The sequence below is a fragment of the Hymenobacter sp. genome (assembly GCF_035709525.1).
In the GTDB taxonomy this organism is placed as follows: Bacteria; Bacteroidota; Bacteroidia; order Cytophagales; family Hymenobacteraceae; genus Hymenobacter.
Genome location: NZ_DASTEP010000076.1, coordinates 1 through 15,115 on the forward strand (window position 1 = coordinate 1; position 15,115 = coordinate 15,115).

A 15,115-nucleotide genomic window follows, 5' to 3' on the forward strand; every position below is an offset into this window, starting at 1 on the left:
CCGCCCAGTTGGGTGAGTTTCCAAACTCACTGCCGCGCAGCGGCAATAACGCCCGACGAGCAGCAGGCCCCGCTTCGCGAGTCGGGAGACTCGCCCCACTGGTCGGCCTGCCGTTATGCGCTGCGCGCTAAACGGCGGCCAGCGGCGGCGATGATACCTTACTTCATTAGTTACTAAGCACCTCGCTCAGCACTTCCAGCGATTTCACCTCCCCAAAGCCTTCGATGTGCAGCTGATAGTAGCGAATGACCACCGTGAGCAGCTCGCGGCGCACGTGCCCGCTGGGGATGGTGCTGGTGGCCGGCGCGTGCAGCAGCTCATCAAAATACTGCTCGAACTCGCGCAGCCGCACCGTGGCAATGCCGCTGCCCTGGCCGGGGCCGAGGGCGGTGCCGGCCAGCACTATCTGGTCGAGCAACTCGGCCCCGGTGCGGATGCCGAAGCCCAGGTGGCCCGCCAGGTGCAGCAGAAAAAGCAGGGCGAAGTTTTCGGTACCCACCGTTTGCTCGTCGAAGGCCAGGATGGAATCGTGCAGGAAGCGGAACAGCGGCTCGTTTTCTTCTTCTTCGCGGATGGCCTTGCTCAGCACTTCGCTCAGGAAAAGCGCCACGCTGCTCTTGCGCATTTCGTAGGGCAGGGTGCGGAAAGGCTCGGCGCAGCGAAACTCCGAAAGGCGCGTGAGGTCGCTGCCCTGGCGCGGCACGTAGGCCACCAGCTCCAGCAAGGTGAGGGGTTGAAACAGGGCGATGCGGCCCGGCGGCTTGGCCTTGCGCACGCCGTTCACGATGTAGTTCTGCACGCCGCGCCGCTCGGTATAGATGCGGGCGATGATGCTGGTTTCGCGGTACTTGAGAAAGCTCAGGATGATGCCGCGGGTTTTGATAAGCACGGGGTTGAGTTTTGAGTGTTGAGTTCTGAGTTTTGAGTTAGCAGGCTTCGATTTCTAGGTAACAAGCCTTTGAAGCTTATAACTCAAATCTCAGAACTCAACACTCAAAACTATTTGGAAAGCACCGCCACCTTGCTCACGCAGGCGTTTTTGCCCTCGGCGTCGGAGGTCAGCACCAGGTACACGCCCGAGCGCACGCGGCGGCCCTGGGCGTCGTTGAGGTCCCAGGTAACGGTGCCGCCGGCGGCGCGGGTGCTGTACACGAGGTGGCCGGCCACGTCGGTTATCTTGACGTAGGCATTATTCACCAAGCCCCGGATGCCGACCTGGCCTACAAAATCAGCCTGCACGGGGTTTGGGTAGACCTCGGCGCAGGCGGGCTCGCCCTCCGTGATGCTGGCCGAGCCCTGGTAGCTGACCACGCCGCCATCGGTGGCCACGAATACCTCGCCGGTTTTGTCATTTACCGCGATGTCCACGATGCTGTTGCTGGGCAGCGGGCTGTTGTCGGTGGTGAAATGCAGCAGCGCCTCGTCGCCGTTGGCGCTGAAGAGCCACAAGCCCGAGGGCGTACCAAACCACTTGCGGTTGGCCCCATCTACGGCAATGCAGCGCACTACCGTGCTGAAAAGCGTTGGATAATCCTTGCCCGTGCCGCGCCGCACGATGGGCAGCGAAAAGCCCGGCACAACCTGGTTAGTAGCCAGCGCGCTGAGGGCCAGGCTGGGGTCGCTGTAGTAGCTCACGCCATCGCCGGTGCCAATCCAGATGCTACCCGTGCGGTCGCGGGCAATGCCGTAGACCTGACTGCTGGCGGTGCCCGTACCAAAGCTGATGCCCCGGCGGCTGGTTGTATCGTAGAGCACCACGCCCGCGCCGCCCTTGCGCGACTGCGTGGCCCAGGGATTGCCGTAGTTGTCGACCACCAGGCGGTCGAGGTTTTCGGCGCTGTCAAACCAAGGGGCTACCGTCCACTTATCAGCCCCCGGCTGGTAGCGGTACAGGCCCGACACGCGGGCGCGCTGGTGGCGGTTGATGACCCACAGGTAGTTGCCACCGGGGTCGGCGGCCACGTCGGGCACCCGCACGTAGTCGAGGTTGCTGGCGTCGGGGTCGAGGCTGCTGCGAAAAGGCGCGCCCGGCGTGCTGGCGGTAAACTGCCGAAACTTGCCCGGCCCCTGCCACTGCAAGAGGCCGTTGCCGTAGCTGGCCACGTAGAGCGTGCCATCGGGCGTGCGCGCGCCGTGCGACATATCGAGCAGGTTAGGAAAGTCGGTAGCCGAGGGGTAGGCCGCGCGGGTGTAGTTGGTCCACTGCCGGTCGCGGTACTCATAAAAGCCGTTGCGCTGCCCCGCCTGCAAGCCATTATCGCCGCCGTAGCCGCCACTGAGCACCACCACCGAGTTGGTGGCAGCATCGGCCACGAGGCCGTAGGCGCTGGCCGTGGCCGGCGCGTTGGGCCGGATAATCTCGGGGTTAGTAGTAGTGCCGGGGGCAAAGCGCAGCAGGCCCCGGTCGAGGCTGGCCACGTAGAACGTGCCATCGGCCGCCCGCACCATGTCACTTATATAATCGCCGGTGGCCGCCCGGGGCAGCACCGTGCTCACGGCAGTAGTCGCCGGCCGATAGCTCCGCAGGTCGGCCCCGCTAAACGCAAACAACAACCCCTGCGCGCTGGCGCGCAAGCGCCGCACATCGTTACCGTAGCTGCCATTGATGCCCCGCCACGCGCGCGCCGCCCCTACCCCCGACAGGTAGTACACGCCCCGAAACGACGCCTGCCCGTACACGTGCCCCCGGTAGGTAAGCAGCTGATACAGCACGTCGTTGGGGTTGGCGGGGTTGGGCAGCTCCCGGGTCCAGCTCTGGTAGTTGAGCAAATTCACGGCCGAGCTTAGGCGCCCGCGCAGCACGCCCGCCGAGGTGCTGGCGTAGATGGTATCGTGCACTACGGCCGTGGCGTAGGCCGTGATGGCCTGCCCGCCGGGGCCGATGTTGCTGTAGGTATCGCGCACTTCGAGCTTTTGCAGGTCCACCACTATCAGGCCCAGGTTGCTGGCCAGGTAGGCCAGGCCGTTGTAGGTCTGAATCTGGGTGATGGTTTTGGCCGTCTGCGCATTTTTGCGCAGGATGTCGGTCACGTTTTTCACCGAGCCATCGGGGCGCAGCAGGTCGAGGTTGCCGTTTTTGTAGGCGATTATTACCTGGCGGCTGGCCGAGTCGTAGGCCACGGCGCTCACGCCCACGTCGCTGAGGCCATCGCGCCACGACAAGCGTTGCGTGGTGTTCAGCGTTTTATCGTAGTAATAAAACGACGACTCATCGGCCACGTAGAGGCGGTCACCGGCGTCAGCCAGGGTTTTGGGTTGGTTGGCGGGCAGGTGCAATTGCCAGTCGCCGTAGGCCACGCCCTGGGCGCGGGCACCCAGCGCCAGCAAGCTAAAAACCAACAACAGCGAGGAGAAGTAGCGCATAAGCAGCAAAAAAGCAAAAGCAGGAAGAAGCCCGGCCCTAACGCCGGAGCGGGCGCGCTTAGTGCGCCGGGTAGCGTGTTGCGCGGACTTTGCAGGCCGCGCTTTGTCAATTAAGCTACGAAGCCCGCGCTACCGGCGCTTGCGCCGCCCGCGCCGCCTCGATGAGCGGGCGCGCCGCCGGGCCGGCCAGGTAGCAGGGCCGGCAGCGCGCCTCGTAGGCATCGGCCTCGCCCAGCAGCACCTGGCTTTCGCTGGCCGAGAGGCGGTAGGAATACGCCGCCAGCTCGCCGCAGCACACGCACACGGCGTGCACTTTGGTCACAAACTCGGCGGTGGCCAGCAGCGCGGGCATGGGGCCAAAGGGCCGGCCCAAAAAATCCATGTCCAGCCCCGCCACGATAACGCGGATGCCCTGGTCGGCCAGCTGGCGACACACCTCCACCAGGGTTTCGTCAAAAAACTGCGCCTCGTCGATGCCCACCACGTCGCAGGCCCCGCCAGCCAGCAGCAGGATTTCGCTGGGCGACTGCACCGGCGTCGAGCGGATGCTGTTCTGGTTATGGCTCACCACGTTCTGGTCGTGGTAGCGGGTATCGAGGGCGGGCTTGAAGATTTCGACCCGCTGGCGCGCAATGCGGGCGCGGGTGAGGCGGCGAATCAGCTCCTCGGTTTTGCCCGAAAACATGGAGCCGCACACCACTTCCAGCCAGCCGCGGCGGCGCAAAAAATCAACGGGACGATGGGGCTCGGTAAACAAGGTAAATAGGAGCTGGCGGCAGAGGCCGCCTCTTAAATTTAGATTTCGCGCAGTGTTCCGGGGTGTGGAAGCAAAGTGTTCCGCAGTGTTTTACCCCGTGAATACACTGCGGAACACTGCGCATTAACACCCCGAAACACTGCGCGAAATTACGCTACGAAGTTACCCCAGGTAGATGACATGCGGCAGCTTGCCTCCTTCGGGTACGCGGCCCCGCACCTCGCCCGCCGGCAGGCGCGCCTGGCAGGTGAGGCGCTCGGCGGGCAGCAGGCGGCCAGCGGCCTGGTAGCGCTGCTCGGCCTCGGTGAGGGGCGCGAGCAACTCGGCCCCGGCCAGCACCCGCACCCGGCAGGTGGTGCAGCGCCCACGCGCCCCGCAGGCGTGGCGGTAGTCGTGGCCGGCGGCCTGAATGGCGGCCAGCAGCGTGCCGCCGGCGGGCACCATGATGGGCGACCCAGGCAGGTTTTCGATGGTAAGCAGGGGCATTTGTGGCTAACTTGGCGGCGAAAAGGACCGGACCATTCCGGCAGAATTATGCAGGACGAATATAGCCTCGCCCAGGGCGAGCACTACGGCCGCCGGCTGGCCGCGCGGCTTTGCCAGCAGCACTTTGGCCCTCAGCCCGATGCCACGCTCGACGGCGCGGCGCTGCTCAAGTTTACGCCCGTGCGCCAGCTCAACCTGCTGGTGCTGCGCCAGCTGCTGGGCCGCTGGCAGCAGGAGGCGCAAAACCTGCGCAGCCCCTACTTCGATTTCGAGGCCGAGGCCGTGCGCGCGGCACTGACGCAGTTTATGAACGTGCTTTCGCGCCACATTCGCCTCGACCGGGCGGCCCTGGAGCCCCTGCTGGCCCAGGCTGCCGCCGATGCCCTGCTGCTGGCCGCCCGCCCGGCCCAGGCCTTCGAGCGCCTGCTGCTGCCCGCCGATGCCGACGAGCCCGTGCGCGCGGCGCAGCTGCGCGACAGCCTGCGCTACGTTGACCAGGATAAGGCGTACTATCAAAGTTTTATCGACAGCCTGCCCGCCGACGACGCACCGCTGGGCCGCGAGCTGCTGACGCAACGCTTTGCGCAGTATCAAGCTAAAAACCCGGCCCCGGCCGACGCGTTGCCGCGCCTCGTGGCCGCGCTCAGCGCGCTGCTGCCCGTGAGTGAGGCCGACCTGCGCGACGCCCCGGCCAAACCGGCACCTGCCGCGCCTGCGCCTACCCCGGCTAAGCCCGTGGCCATCGCGGTGCCGGTGCCGCCAGTGGCAGTTGCGCCTGCTGCCGCGCCAGTTTCGCCGCCCGCTGCCGCGCCGCCCGCCGCGCCCACGCCGGCCGGGGTGCCCCTCTACGAAAAGCTGAAGGCTACCCAGCCCGCCACGCCGCACCTGGCCGAAACCCTGCGCCACAGCGCCCAGGGCAGCGCCGCGCCGCTGGCCGAGCGTAGCGCGCCCAAGGTGGCCAGCCTGCGCGACGCCATTTCCATCAATCAGCGCTTTAGCTTTATCAATGAGTTGTTTGGGGGCGAGAATATGGAGTACCACGCCGCCATTCAGCACCTCGACGCGCTGCCCACGGCCGATGCCGCCCTGGCCTACGTGCGCCAGGAGCTGGCGCAGAAATACGACTGGAGCCGCAAGGAAGAGCACGTGGGCAAGCTGCTCAAGCTCATCGAGCGCAAGTTTGCCACCGCCTAGCGCATGGGGGCGCGGCTGAGCAAGCTACTCGGGCCGGGCCGGCTGCGGCGCTGGCTGCTGCCGTGGGCGCTAGCGCTGGGCGCGCTGCTCAACCTAGCGTATCCCATGTACGTGCATTACGATTTTTCGCACTCACTCGACACGCGCAGCTACCTGCGCCTGGCGGCAGGGCGGGCCGACAGCGTGAGCATCACGCGGCGCTACCGGGTGCTGGTGCCGGCGGCGGCCGGCGCGCTGGCCCGGCCGGTGGCGGCCGTGTACGGCCGCATCTGGCCGCAGCGCCCGGCCGGCGAGTGGCCCCGGCGCTTCGCGTTCTTCCTGGTAAACTGCATTTTGCTGAGCGCGGCCGGGGCTACCTGGTGGCGGGCAGCGCGGCTGGCCGGGGCGGGCGCGGGCGCGGCGGGCGTGGCCTTGCTGGCGGTGCTGAGCAGCCGCTGGGCCGAGTACGCGGCCGGCCTGCCGCTCACCGACAGCCTGTATCTGCTGGTATTCGGGCTGGGTTACTACGCCTGGCGACGCGGGCCGGGGGCGGGCTGGGCCGTGGCGGCGGCCTTGCTGCTGGGGCCGCTGGCCAAGGAGTCGTTTGTGTTTTTGCTGCCCTGGCTGGCGTGGTTTGGCCGGCGGGCGCTGGGCGGGCGCGGGCAAGCGGCGGCGCTGGCGGGCGGGCTGCTGGCACTGGGCGCGGTGCACTACTTCGTAGATAAAGCGGCCGGCGCGGCCCCCACCGAGGCGGTCAGCAATGCCTTCGCGCACGTCGAAAACATAGCTTACTCGCTGCGGCGGGCCGCTTCGCCCAAAGGCCTGGGCGAGCTACTGAGCATTTTCGGCCTGTTCACCCTGCCAGTGCTGGCGGCGCTGCTGCGGCCGGCCGGGCGGCGGGCGCTGGCCCCGGTGCTGGGTTGGGCCGAGGGCGCGCTGCTGGCCGTGGTAGCGGTGCACATGCTGCTCTCGGGCGACCTGGGGCGCATGGGCTACCTGTTTGCGCCGGTGTTCACGGTGGCGCTGGCGCTGGTGGCGCAGGCGGTGATTAGGCACATTAGCCGGCGAGAGCAGCCCCTTTGCTGAACATCAGGGCAGTAATTCCAGCACGAGCACCAGCGCGTGGTTGCTGAGCGCTTCCAGCTCCACTTCAGCTACATTCCACAAAGCCAGGCCATCTTTTTCGTGGAGCAGCCGGCCTTCCAGCTCGAAGGCTCCGGCAATGATGAAGGCAAACAGGCTGCTGCCGGGCTGCACTTGGTATGTCGTTTCCTGCCGCCCCATGAAGCGGCCCAGGCTGAGGCGAAACGGCAAGTCGGGCGCGCTGGGCGGGTAGTCTGGCAGGCGGGCGCTTACCAGCGCCCGCAACTGGTTTTCCAGCAACTGCCCATTAAAAGCCGTAGTCGTGGCGAGGGGCGGCCCGACCAGCGGCTGAGTAGCACGCACCCAGATATGCAGCAAGCTAATCAGCTCGTCGCCAAAGGGGTTGCGCAAGGTGAGCACGGTGCCGGCGGGGGCCGCGATGGTCGTTAGTTCTTCGGCCTCTACGGTGCCGCGTGTGCCGCCGCCCGTGCTGTACGCCACGGCCCCCGTGATGGGCAGTAGCACGATATACGAGTCGGCGGCCACGGCAAATTCGACCGCGTGGCCACCGGCCAGGGTTTCTTCATTCAGGCCGTAGAGGCGGCCAAAGGGGTCTTTATGTTCGCTTTGAGACGCACCAAAATTGAACGTACTCTGCCGCCGAAACAGGTTGGTTTCGAGTAGGCCGCGCTGGTCGGCCAGGTAGATTTTGCCGGGAACTTGCTTGCTCATCTTAGCTGGGCACCTCGGCCGGGTGCAAGGCGTGGATGGTGAGGTAGGGCTGAAGCTGCACGAGGTGCGTGAGTAGTTCGCCGCCCGCTTCGGTAGGTGCGGCCGCTTCCGACACCAGCAGGTAGGGCGCGATGGTGTCATGCCACAGCAGCGGCTCGGCGTAGAAATTGACGGCCACCTGGTGCTGGCTCGGGTCGTGCAAGTGCGAGTTTATTAGTTCGAACCGGTAGCGACTGAATTTTAGGAAGTAGCGCCCCACGTTGTTCACGATGTCGGGCACTGTGCCGCCCAGCTGCTGCACGTAGCCGGCCACGGAGCCGCCCACCAAAAAGTGCAGCTGCTCGGCCCCCGGCGCGTGGTGCAGCAGCTCGCCAAAGGTGCGGTACTGCCCCTGCGGGTTGTAGCGCTGCGCCTGCATCCGCAGCTCGCGGTAGCTGTCTTCCAGCACCAGCTTGTCCCAGGGCCGGGTGGCGCTGGCGTCGATTATTTTGCGATAAGCCAGGGTGATGAGGCGGGGCATAATGCTGATTCCTATTGGTTGGAGTCCGAATACGTCCGTCATGCTGAGCGCAGCGGAGCCGAAGCATCTCTACTGGTGAACTAACTTTCAACGCTAGCAACGAAGCGGTAGAGCTGCTTCGACTCCGCTGCGCTACGCTCAGCATGACAAACGTATTCAGTCACTACTTCACTACTCTCCTACACCGCGATGCTCATCGTGAGCACGAAGCCCGCCGTGGTGCTGCCCGTGACGGTAGCGATTTCGAGGCCCGCCGTGTCGTCGCTGAAGACGTTATCCGACTTATTGTAGGTGTAGCCGCTCAGGCCTTTGGCGTAGCCATTGATGGCGGCCACGGCCGTGCCCGCGCCTTCGGGAAAGGCAATTTGGGTGACTTTGAGCGAGGTGCCGCTGGCGTTGTAGACGTGCACGTGGATGTGGGTGGCGCGGCCCGAATACCAGCCGGGGAAGATGCTGGTGAAGGAAACCAGCCCCGCCGCGTTGGTAGTCTGGCGGCCGCGCAAAAAATGCACGCCCGTGTAGTTGGTGCTTTGCATGCCGCTGCCGCCGTACTCCGAGTAGTTGCCCTCGGCGTCGCAGTGCCAGATGTCGACCAGCGCGCCGGCCAGGGCGGTGCAGCCCGCGCTGGCACTAGTAATGGTGATGTTGGCCGTGAGCTTGTGGCCCGAGCGGCCATCGGTGATGTCGCTGCGCACATATGACGAAGGCACCTTGGTCGGAAATGGCCCTTCGGTTTCGGTGGGGGCCACGGTGCAGTTGGTGGCGCTGCTGCCGCCCGTGGGGGTAGTGGTGGTGCCGGTGCTGCCGCCGGGGCTTACCTCATCTTTGTGGCAGGCGGCGAGCAGCGCGGGGGCCGAGGCCGCGCCCATCAGCAGGCTTTTCAGAAAATGCTTGCGTTCCATAAGTTGAGCGAAAAGAGGGGGTTAGTTGCGTTTCTTACCCAAAAAAGGCAGGCAGCTTTTTCTCTCCTTCATCTAACTCGACGGTTCCGGCATTTCAATCGCTGAATGCCGTGTTTTTGCCCGCATCGGCCGCGCCCTCCGGCAGCCCGCGCAAGGCGAGCGCCAGCCACAGCGGCCACACCGGCACCAGAAAGCGCGCCGCGCCCAGCGGCCCGGTCAGCAGCGCCACGTAGGCCACCAGCCCCACGGCCAGCCAGCGGCCAGCGGGCCAGGCCAGGCGCAGCCAGCCGGCCGGCTGCTCGCCAGGCGGAGCCACGGCCAGCCCGCGCAACGCCAGCCCCAGCCGCAGCAGGTTGGCCAGCGCTACCAAAGCCAGGGCCAGCAGCAGCGCCAGCGGCTGGCGGCCCAGCGCCGCGCCCACGCCCGCCAGCCCGCCGCCGCGCAGCTCACCGAGCAGGCCCGGCGTGGCCGTAGCCCCTAAGAAATTACTCAGGTCAAAGCGGCCGGGGTCGAGCAGCAGCGTGGCCATGCCCAGGGCGTGCTGCCCGGCGTAGCGCACCGGGTGCTGCCGCAGCACGGCCCCGGCCTCACTTTGGATAACGCGCTGCCGGGCGGCAAACGTGGGCTGGGCATTGGCGCGGCGCAGCACGGCGGCCACCCAGGCGTCTTCGGCGGCGGGGCCCTGGGTTTGGCGCACCACCCCGGACGCGTTGTAGTGCAGCAGGTTGATGTCGGCAATGCTGGAAAAATGCACGTAGCCGGTGCGGTGCCCGTTCCAGGCCATGTACGCCCCGGCCAGCAGCAGCGGCAGCGCGCCCAGCAACGCCAGTGCCGGCCGCCGCCAGTGCCAGGCGCGCCAGCCGATTACCACTAGAAAAATTATTGTAAACGGAAAAAACACCGGCTTTAGCAGCCACGCCGCTACCACGGCCACAGTGGCCCCGGCCAGGTAGCGCGCCTGCCCATTGTGCCAAAACCGCACCCCGAGGCCCGCGCCCAGCAGCACCACCGCCTGCAAGGGCACCTCACTCATCAGGGCATTGGCATAAATGAACTGCGCCGGAAAGCTCAGCGCGAGTGCCAGCGCGGCCACCCACTGCGCCGCGCCGGGCGGGCAGGCGCGGCCAGCGGCCCAGCCGCCCAGCACCACGGCCAAAATCAACACACTCAGCCCATTCTGAAAAAGCAGCAGCAGCACCGGCGGCCGGGCCCGCCCGCCCAGCGCCCCCAGCAGTAGCGGGTAGCCGGGCGGCCGGATGGTAAACTCCTGCACCGCCTGCCCGCGCGGCGGCTGGGCGGGCCAGGGCCGGGCGTAGAGCTGCCCGTGCTGGCGCAGGTTCTGGGCGGCCTGCACGTAGCGGTCCGAATCGGGAAACACGTAGCGGCCCGTGCGCAGCGCGTGGCCCAGGGCCAGCGCGTGGGCCAGGGCCAGCACCAGCCACACGGCGGCCGGCAGGCGCGGCCAGCGGCACAACGCATTTTTCATGCAGGCAAAAGTAGCGGGCGCGGCCAGCCCCTACCGCAGCAAGTCCTGCTTGCGGTGGGCATCGAGGGCCAGCAGCGTGAAGAGCAGGATGGTAAACGACCACAGCGACGACCCGCCGTAGCTGAAAAACGGCAGTGGAATGCCCACCACCGGCATCAGGCCCATCGTCATGCCCAGGTTCACGGTGAAGTGCACGAACAGGATGCTGGCCACGCAGTAGCCGTAGGTGCGCCCGAATACCGATTTCTGGCGCTCGGCCACCAGCAAGATGCGCCAGAGCAAGGTCATAAACAGCCCGATGACGACCAGGCAGCCTGCCCAGCCCCACTCCTCGCCTACGGTGCAAAAGATGAAGTCGGTGCTTTGCTCGGGCACGAAATCGAACTTGGTTTGGGTGCCGTGCAGGAAGCCCTTGCCGACCCAGCCGCCCGAGCCGAGCGCGATTTTGCTTTGGGTTACGTTCCAGCCCTTGCCCAGCGGGTCTTTGCCGGGGTCGATGAGCATCTCAATGCGCTGGCGCTGGTGCGGTTGCAGCACGTTATTGAAAAAGAAATCGACGCCGAATACCATCCCAATCACCGCCACCCACACGCTCAGGCTCAATGGCAAATGGTGCCGCCAAAGCTTAGAGTTGAGGATAAACGCGACCGCCAAGACCAGCGTAAAACCGCCCACCAGCCACGCCTTGGGCACCAGCAGCGCCAGCAAGAGTATCACGCCGCCCGCCGCCAGCAGCAGCAGTATCAGCGGCGACATGCCCTCGCGGAAAAACGCCAGCAGCAGCGCCGCAAACACCAGCGCCTGCCCGGTTTCGTTGGAGGCCAGAATGAGCACCACCGGCAGCAGCGTGAGGCCGGCCAGCACGGCCTGGTCGCGCCAGTTTTGCTGGCGCAAATTGATGCTGGCCATGAAGCGCGAGGCCGCCAGCGCGGTCGTGAACTTGGCAAACTCGGCGGGCTGCAAGCGCATGGGGCCAAATTCGAGCCACGAGCGCGAGCCCGCAATGGGCCGGGCAATAAAAATGGTGAGCACCAGCAGCACTATCATGCCGCCGTAGAGGGCGTAGGCTAGCGTATCATACGCCTTGTAGTCAACTACCAGCAGTATTACGATGAGTACCAGCGAGGCTCCCATCCACAGCAGTTGCTTAAACCAGTTGAAGCCCATGAGCTCGGCAAAGCTGAGGTTGCGCAACGGGTCGGCGGGGGCGTCGGGCGAGTAGGAGGCCGCGTACACGGCCACCCAGCCCAGGCCCACCAGCAGCACGTAGATGAGCACGGTAGGCCAGTCGATGCTGCGCGTAGAACGAACGGTCGTCGGCATCGGCTTAGCGCTTGGCGTGAATGGTGAGGTTGCCGAACTTAATCCAGTCTTCCATGCGGTGGTGGTAGTTCACGACCTTGCCGCGCAAGTATTTTTCCATCATGAGGCCAGCGGCCGGGGCGGCGGCGCTGCCCCCAAAGCCGCCATTTTCGATAAACACGGCAATGGCAATTTTGGGGTCGTTGGCCGGGGCGAAGGCCGCGAAGGTGGAGTGGTCGTAGCCCTGCGAGTTTTGCACGGTGCCCGTTTTGCCGGCCACCGCAATGCCGAACTGCCGCAGCGAGGCCAGCTTGGCCGTGCCGCCGCGCCCATCCACCACCTCACACATGCCGGGGATGATGTACTTGAAGAGCGTAGTGTCGATGCCCGTGTAGTGGCGCTGCCGATACTCGGGCAGCGGCTGGGTTTCTTTGCCCACGCGGCGCACGAAGTGCGGCGTGTAGTAGTAGCCCCGGTTGGCGATGGTAGCCATGAGGTTGGCCGTTTGTAGGCCGGTGAGCTCGATTTCGCCCTGCCCGATGCTGAGCGAGTAGATGGTTTTGAAGTTCCAGCCCCGGTAGCTGCGCGAGCGGCGCTTGGCCGATACCTTGCCTACCTGCCGGCTGTACTTCTTATCAAAAAACTCGGGCGTCGGAATCGAGCCGCCCTTTTCGTCGTCCATGTCCACGCCCAGCCGGGCACCTAGCCCAAACGATTTGACCAGGTTGCTCCACTGCCCCAAACCCAGGTGCAGGTCTTCGGAAGGGTTGGCTACCTGGTGGCGCTGCACGGCGGCCCGCATCACCTGGTAGAAGTAGGGATTGCAGCTGTTTTTGATGGCGATGGTGGCACTGGCGGGGTACTCGTGGCGGTGGGTGCACTTCACTAAGCTCCAGTTGCAGGGAAAGCCCGTGTTCGGCCCCACGGCTCGTAGCTGCATGGCCGTCAGCTCATTTACTAGCTTAAATACCGAGCCGGGCGGGTACTTGGCTTGCAAAGGGCGGTCGAAGAGCGGGCGGTTGGGATTTTTAAGCAAGTCCATGTAGCGGTTGCCCATGCCCTTGCCGCTCAGCACCTGCGGCTGAAAGTGGGGGGCCGACACAAAGCACAGCAGCTCGCCGGTGCGCGGGTCGAGGGCCACGATGTAGCCGCGCCGCCCGGCCAGCAGCTCTTCGCCGTAGGCTTGCAGCTCGGCGTCGATGCTGAGGTGCAAGTCCTGCCCCGCCACCGCGATGGTATCAAACTCGCCGCCCCGAAACGCGCCCTTGTCGATGCCGCGCACGTTCACGAGGCGGTACTGCACGCCGCGCTGGCCCATGAGGGTAGATTCGTAGTGCTTTTCGAGGCCCGAAATGCCTACGTTTTCGCCCGGCTGGTACTTGGCGTAGCGCGGCTGCTCCAGCAGCCGCGGCGTGATGGAGCCCACGTAGCCCAGGGCGTGGGCCAGGTTTTCGGTTTTGTAGGCGCGGGCCATCCGCACCTGGGTGTAGAAGCCAGGAAAGTCGCCGAGGTAGTCCTGAATCGAGGCCAGCTCGGTGGTGCTCAGGTTGAGCAGCAGCGGCGAGGGCTTCACGCGCGAGTATTTTTTGGCCACGCGCAGCCCCAGGCGCAGGTCTTCGATGGGGAGCTGCATCACGCGGCAAAACTTGGCCGAGTCGAGGCCCTTCACTTCGCGGGGCACCACTACCAGGTCGTACACGGGCGTGTTGTGCACCAGCACCGAGTCGTGGCGGTCGTAGATGAGCCCGCGAAACGGCACTTGCACCTTGCGCTGCAAGGTATTGCGGTCGGCGGCGGCTTTGTAGGAGTCGTCGAGTACTTGCAGGTAGAAAAGCCGCCCGGCAAACAGCAGCCCCACCAGCATAAAAATGGCCATCACTACGTAGCGCCGGCCTTCCAGGTATTGCATAGACTACAAAGTTACGGCCCGCTGAACAGGGCCGGGCGCGGAATCATTCAAGCCGAACGCGGAATAAGCGCAGGGGCGGGCACGCTTGTCATGCTGAGCGAAGGCGCAGCCGCAGTCGAAGCATCTCTATCGGTAAACTAATTCTTTTGCGTGAGCAACGAAGCGGCAGAGATGCTTCGACTCCGCTACGCTGCGCTCAGCATGACAGCCGTGCTCTCCCTATACAACGACAGCCGCACTTCATGCATGACAATCATACCCGGTACCTTTGCGGCACTTATGCCCATGCCCCCGCTCGCTACCCCCACCGCCAACACGGCCTTCGCCGGCCTCATTTCCGTGGTGGCCCCGTTGTATAACGAAGCCGATACCGTGGCCCAGCTCGTGCGCCGCGTGGCCGCCGTAATGGCCGAGCACGGCTACGACTACGAGCTGATACTAGTAAACGACGGCAGCCGCGACCACAGCTGGCGCATTATGCAGGAGCTGGCCGCCCACGACCGCCACCTGGTGGCCATCGACCTGGCCGGCAACTACGGCCAGACCTTGAGTTTGCGCGCCGGCTTCGCGCAGGCGAAGGGCGAGGTTATCATCGCGATGGACGGCGACTTGCAACACGACCCAGCGTACATCCCGCAGTTTATCAGCCTCATCAACGAAGGCTACGACATGGTGGGCGGGGCCAAGGCCAAGCGTCCCGAGGGGCCGGTGGCCACGGCGCTGGCCACCACGGCGCACGGCATCATCCGGCGCTTGTCGGGGGTGCAGCTGCGCTACTTCGGGGCTACGTACAAGGCCTTCCGCAGCTATTTGGTAAAAAATGTGGAGATGCTCGGCGACGCGCACCGCTTCCTGGGCGCGCTGGTGGCGCGCAAGGGTTTGCGCTACTGCGAGTTTCCGATTGAAATTCACGAGCGGCAGTTTGGGCAGAGCAACTACAAGATTAGCAAGCTTTTCTACGTTATTCTCGACCTGTTTATCCTGCGCTTTTTCATCGTGCACGGGCGCAAGCCATTCCGGCTGTTTGGGCTGGCGGGCTTGTTGAGCCTGCTGCTGGGTGGCGCGCTGGCGGGGCAATTCCTGGTGCGGTCCATCTTCTTCAAGCTCAATATTTTTGGCACCTACCCACTAGAGTTCATCTTCAGCTTATTTCTGCTGCTGGGTGGCATTTTCCTGCTCTGCTTCGGCGTGCTGGCCGAGATTGGCATGTACATCTACTACTCGCGGCCCTCGCGCACGCCCTACGTGGTGCGGCAAATGGCGTCATTCGGCAAGTAGCATTTAACAGCCAGCAATCAATGAGCGCGCTACTTACTGCTTGATAAGAATTGCCGCAGAAAGGTTACGCGAATAGCCGCGAAGCGGCGGCATGTTGGTAGCAAAGACTAATAAGCAAGGCAGA

The 15,115-nt window shown here is 65.0% G+C and carries 13 protein-coding genes; 3 read left to right on the forward strand and 10 right to left on the reverse strand.

All coding sequences use genetic code 11. From position 1 onward, the window contains the following. Positions 1–166 precede the first annotated feature (166 nt). The 4 genes from recO to VFO93_RS06730 all read right to left on the reverse strand — a co-directional run bounded on the left by recO (position 167) and on the right by VFO93_RS06730 (position 4,606). Positions 167–889, reverse strand: a complete 723-nt coding sequence (gene recO, locus VFO93_RS06715; protein WP_325133579.1) for a DNA repair protein RecO — start codon at positions 887–889, stop codon at positions 167–169. A 110-nt stretch (positions 890–999) separates the two neighbouring features. Continuing rightward, complete coding sequence (locus tag VFO93_RS06720) at positions 1,000–3,363, reverse strand: two-component regulator propeller domain-containing protein (protein ID WP_325133580.1); 2,364 nt, start codon at positions 3,361–3,363, stop codon at positions 1,000–1,002. A gap of 115 nt (positions 3,364–3,478) precedes the next feature. Beyond that, a complete protein-coding gene (locus VFO93_RS06725) occupies positions 3,479–4,120 on the reverse strand; it encodes a thymidine kinase (RefSeq protein ID WP_325133581.1) in 642 nt (213 codons plus the stop codon). Positions 4,121–4,282: 162 nt separating this feature from the next. Beyond that, complete coding sequence (locus VFO93_RS06730; protein WP_325133582.1) at positions 4,283–4,606, reverse strand: 2Fe-2S iron-sulfur cluster-binding protein; 324 nt, start codon at positions 4,604–4,606, stop codon at positions 4,283–4,285. A gap of 48 nt (positions 4,607–4,654) precedes the next feature. On the opposite strand from VFO93_RS06730, the gene VFO93_RS06735 reads away from it, so the two are divergent. Continuing rightward, a complete protein-coding gene (locus tag VFO93_RS06735) occupies positions 4,655–5,800 on the forward strand; it encodes a hypothetical protein (RefSeq protein WP_325133583.1) in 1,146 nt (381 codons plus the stop codon). A 3-nt stretch (positions 5,801–5,803) separates the two neighbouring features. After that, the gene (locus tag VFO93_RS06740; protein ID WP_325133584.1) at positions 5,804–6,865 is read left to right on the forward strand and encodes a hypothetical protein; all 1,062 of its coding nucleotides are present in this window, start codon (positions 5,804–5,806) and stop codon (positions 6,863–6,865) included. 3 nt (positions 6,866–6,868) lie between these two features. Here VFO93_RS06740 and VFO93_RS06745 read toward each other — a convergent pair whose 3' ends face one another. The 6 genes from VFO93_RS06745 to VFO93_RS06770 all read right to left on the reverse strand — a co-directional run bounded on the left by VFO93_RS06745 (position 6,869) and on the right by VFO93_RS06770 (position 13,713). Next, positions 6,869–7,594, reverse strand: coding sequence for a hypothetical protein (locus VFO93_RS06745; RefSeq protein WP_325133585.1), 726 nt, complete (start codon positions 7,592–7,594; stop codon positions 6,869–6,871). 1 nt (position 7,595) lies between these two features. After that, positions 7,596–8,114 carry a hypothetical protein gene (locus VFO93_RS06750; RefSeq protein WP_325133586.1) on the reverse strand — a complete coding sequence of 173 codons (519 nt, stop codon included), beginning with the start codon at positions 8,112–8,114 and terminating at the stop codon, positions 7,596–7,598. A gap of 179 nt (positions 8,115–8,293) precedes the next feature. Then, complete coding sequence (locus VFO93_RS06755; protein WP_325133587.1) at positions 8,294–9,016, reverse strand: intradiol ring-cleavage dioxygenase; 723 nt, start codon at positions 9,014–9,016, stop codon at positions 8,294–8,296. A 94-nt stretch (positions 9,017–9,110) separates the two neighbouring features. Then, positions 9,111–10,502, reverse strand: coding sequence for a hypothetical protein (locus tag VFO93_RS06760; RefSeq protein ID WP_325133588.1), 1,392 nt, complete (start codon positions 10,500–10,502; stop codon positions 9,111–9,113). Between the two features lie 30 nt (positions 10,503–10,532). After that, entirely contained in the window at positions 10,533–11,825 is a 1,293-nt protein-coding gene (gene rodA / locus VFO93_RS06765; protein WP_325133589.1) for a rod shape-determining protein RodA, read from the reverse strand. 4 nt (positions 11,826–11,829) lie between these two features. Beyond that, complete coding sequence (locus VFO93_RS06770; protein WP_325133590.1) at positions 11,830–13,713, reverse strand: penicillin-binding transpeptidase domain-containing protein; 1,884 nt, start codon at positions 13,711–13,713, stop codon at positions 11,830–11,832. Between the two features lie 285 nt (positions 13,714–13,998). Here VFO93_RS06770 and VFO93_RS06775 point away from each other — a divergent pair, with 285 nt between their 5' ends. Continuing rightward, the gene (locus tag VFO93_RS06775; protein ID WP_325133591.1) at positions 13,999–14,991 is read left to right on the forward strand and encodes a glycosyltransferase family 2 protein; all 993 of its coding nucleotides are present in this window, start codon (positions 13,999–14,001) and stop codon (positions 14,989–14,991) included. Positions 14,992–15,115: the final 124 nt, after the last annotated feature.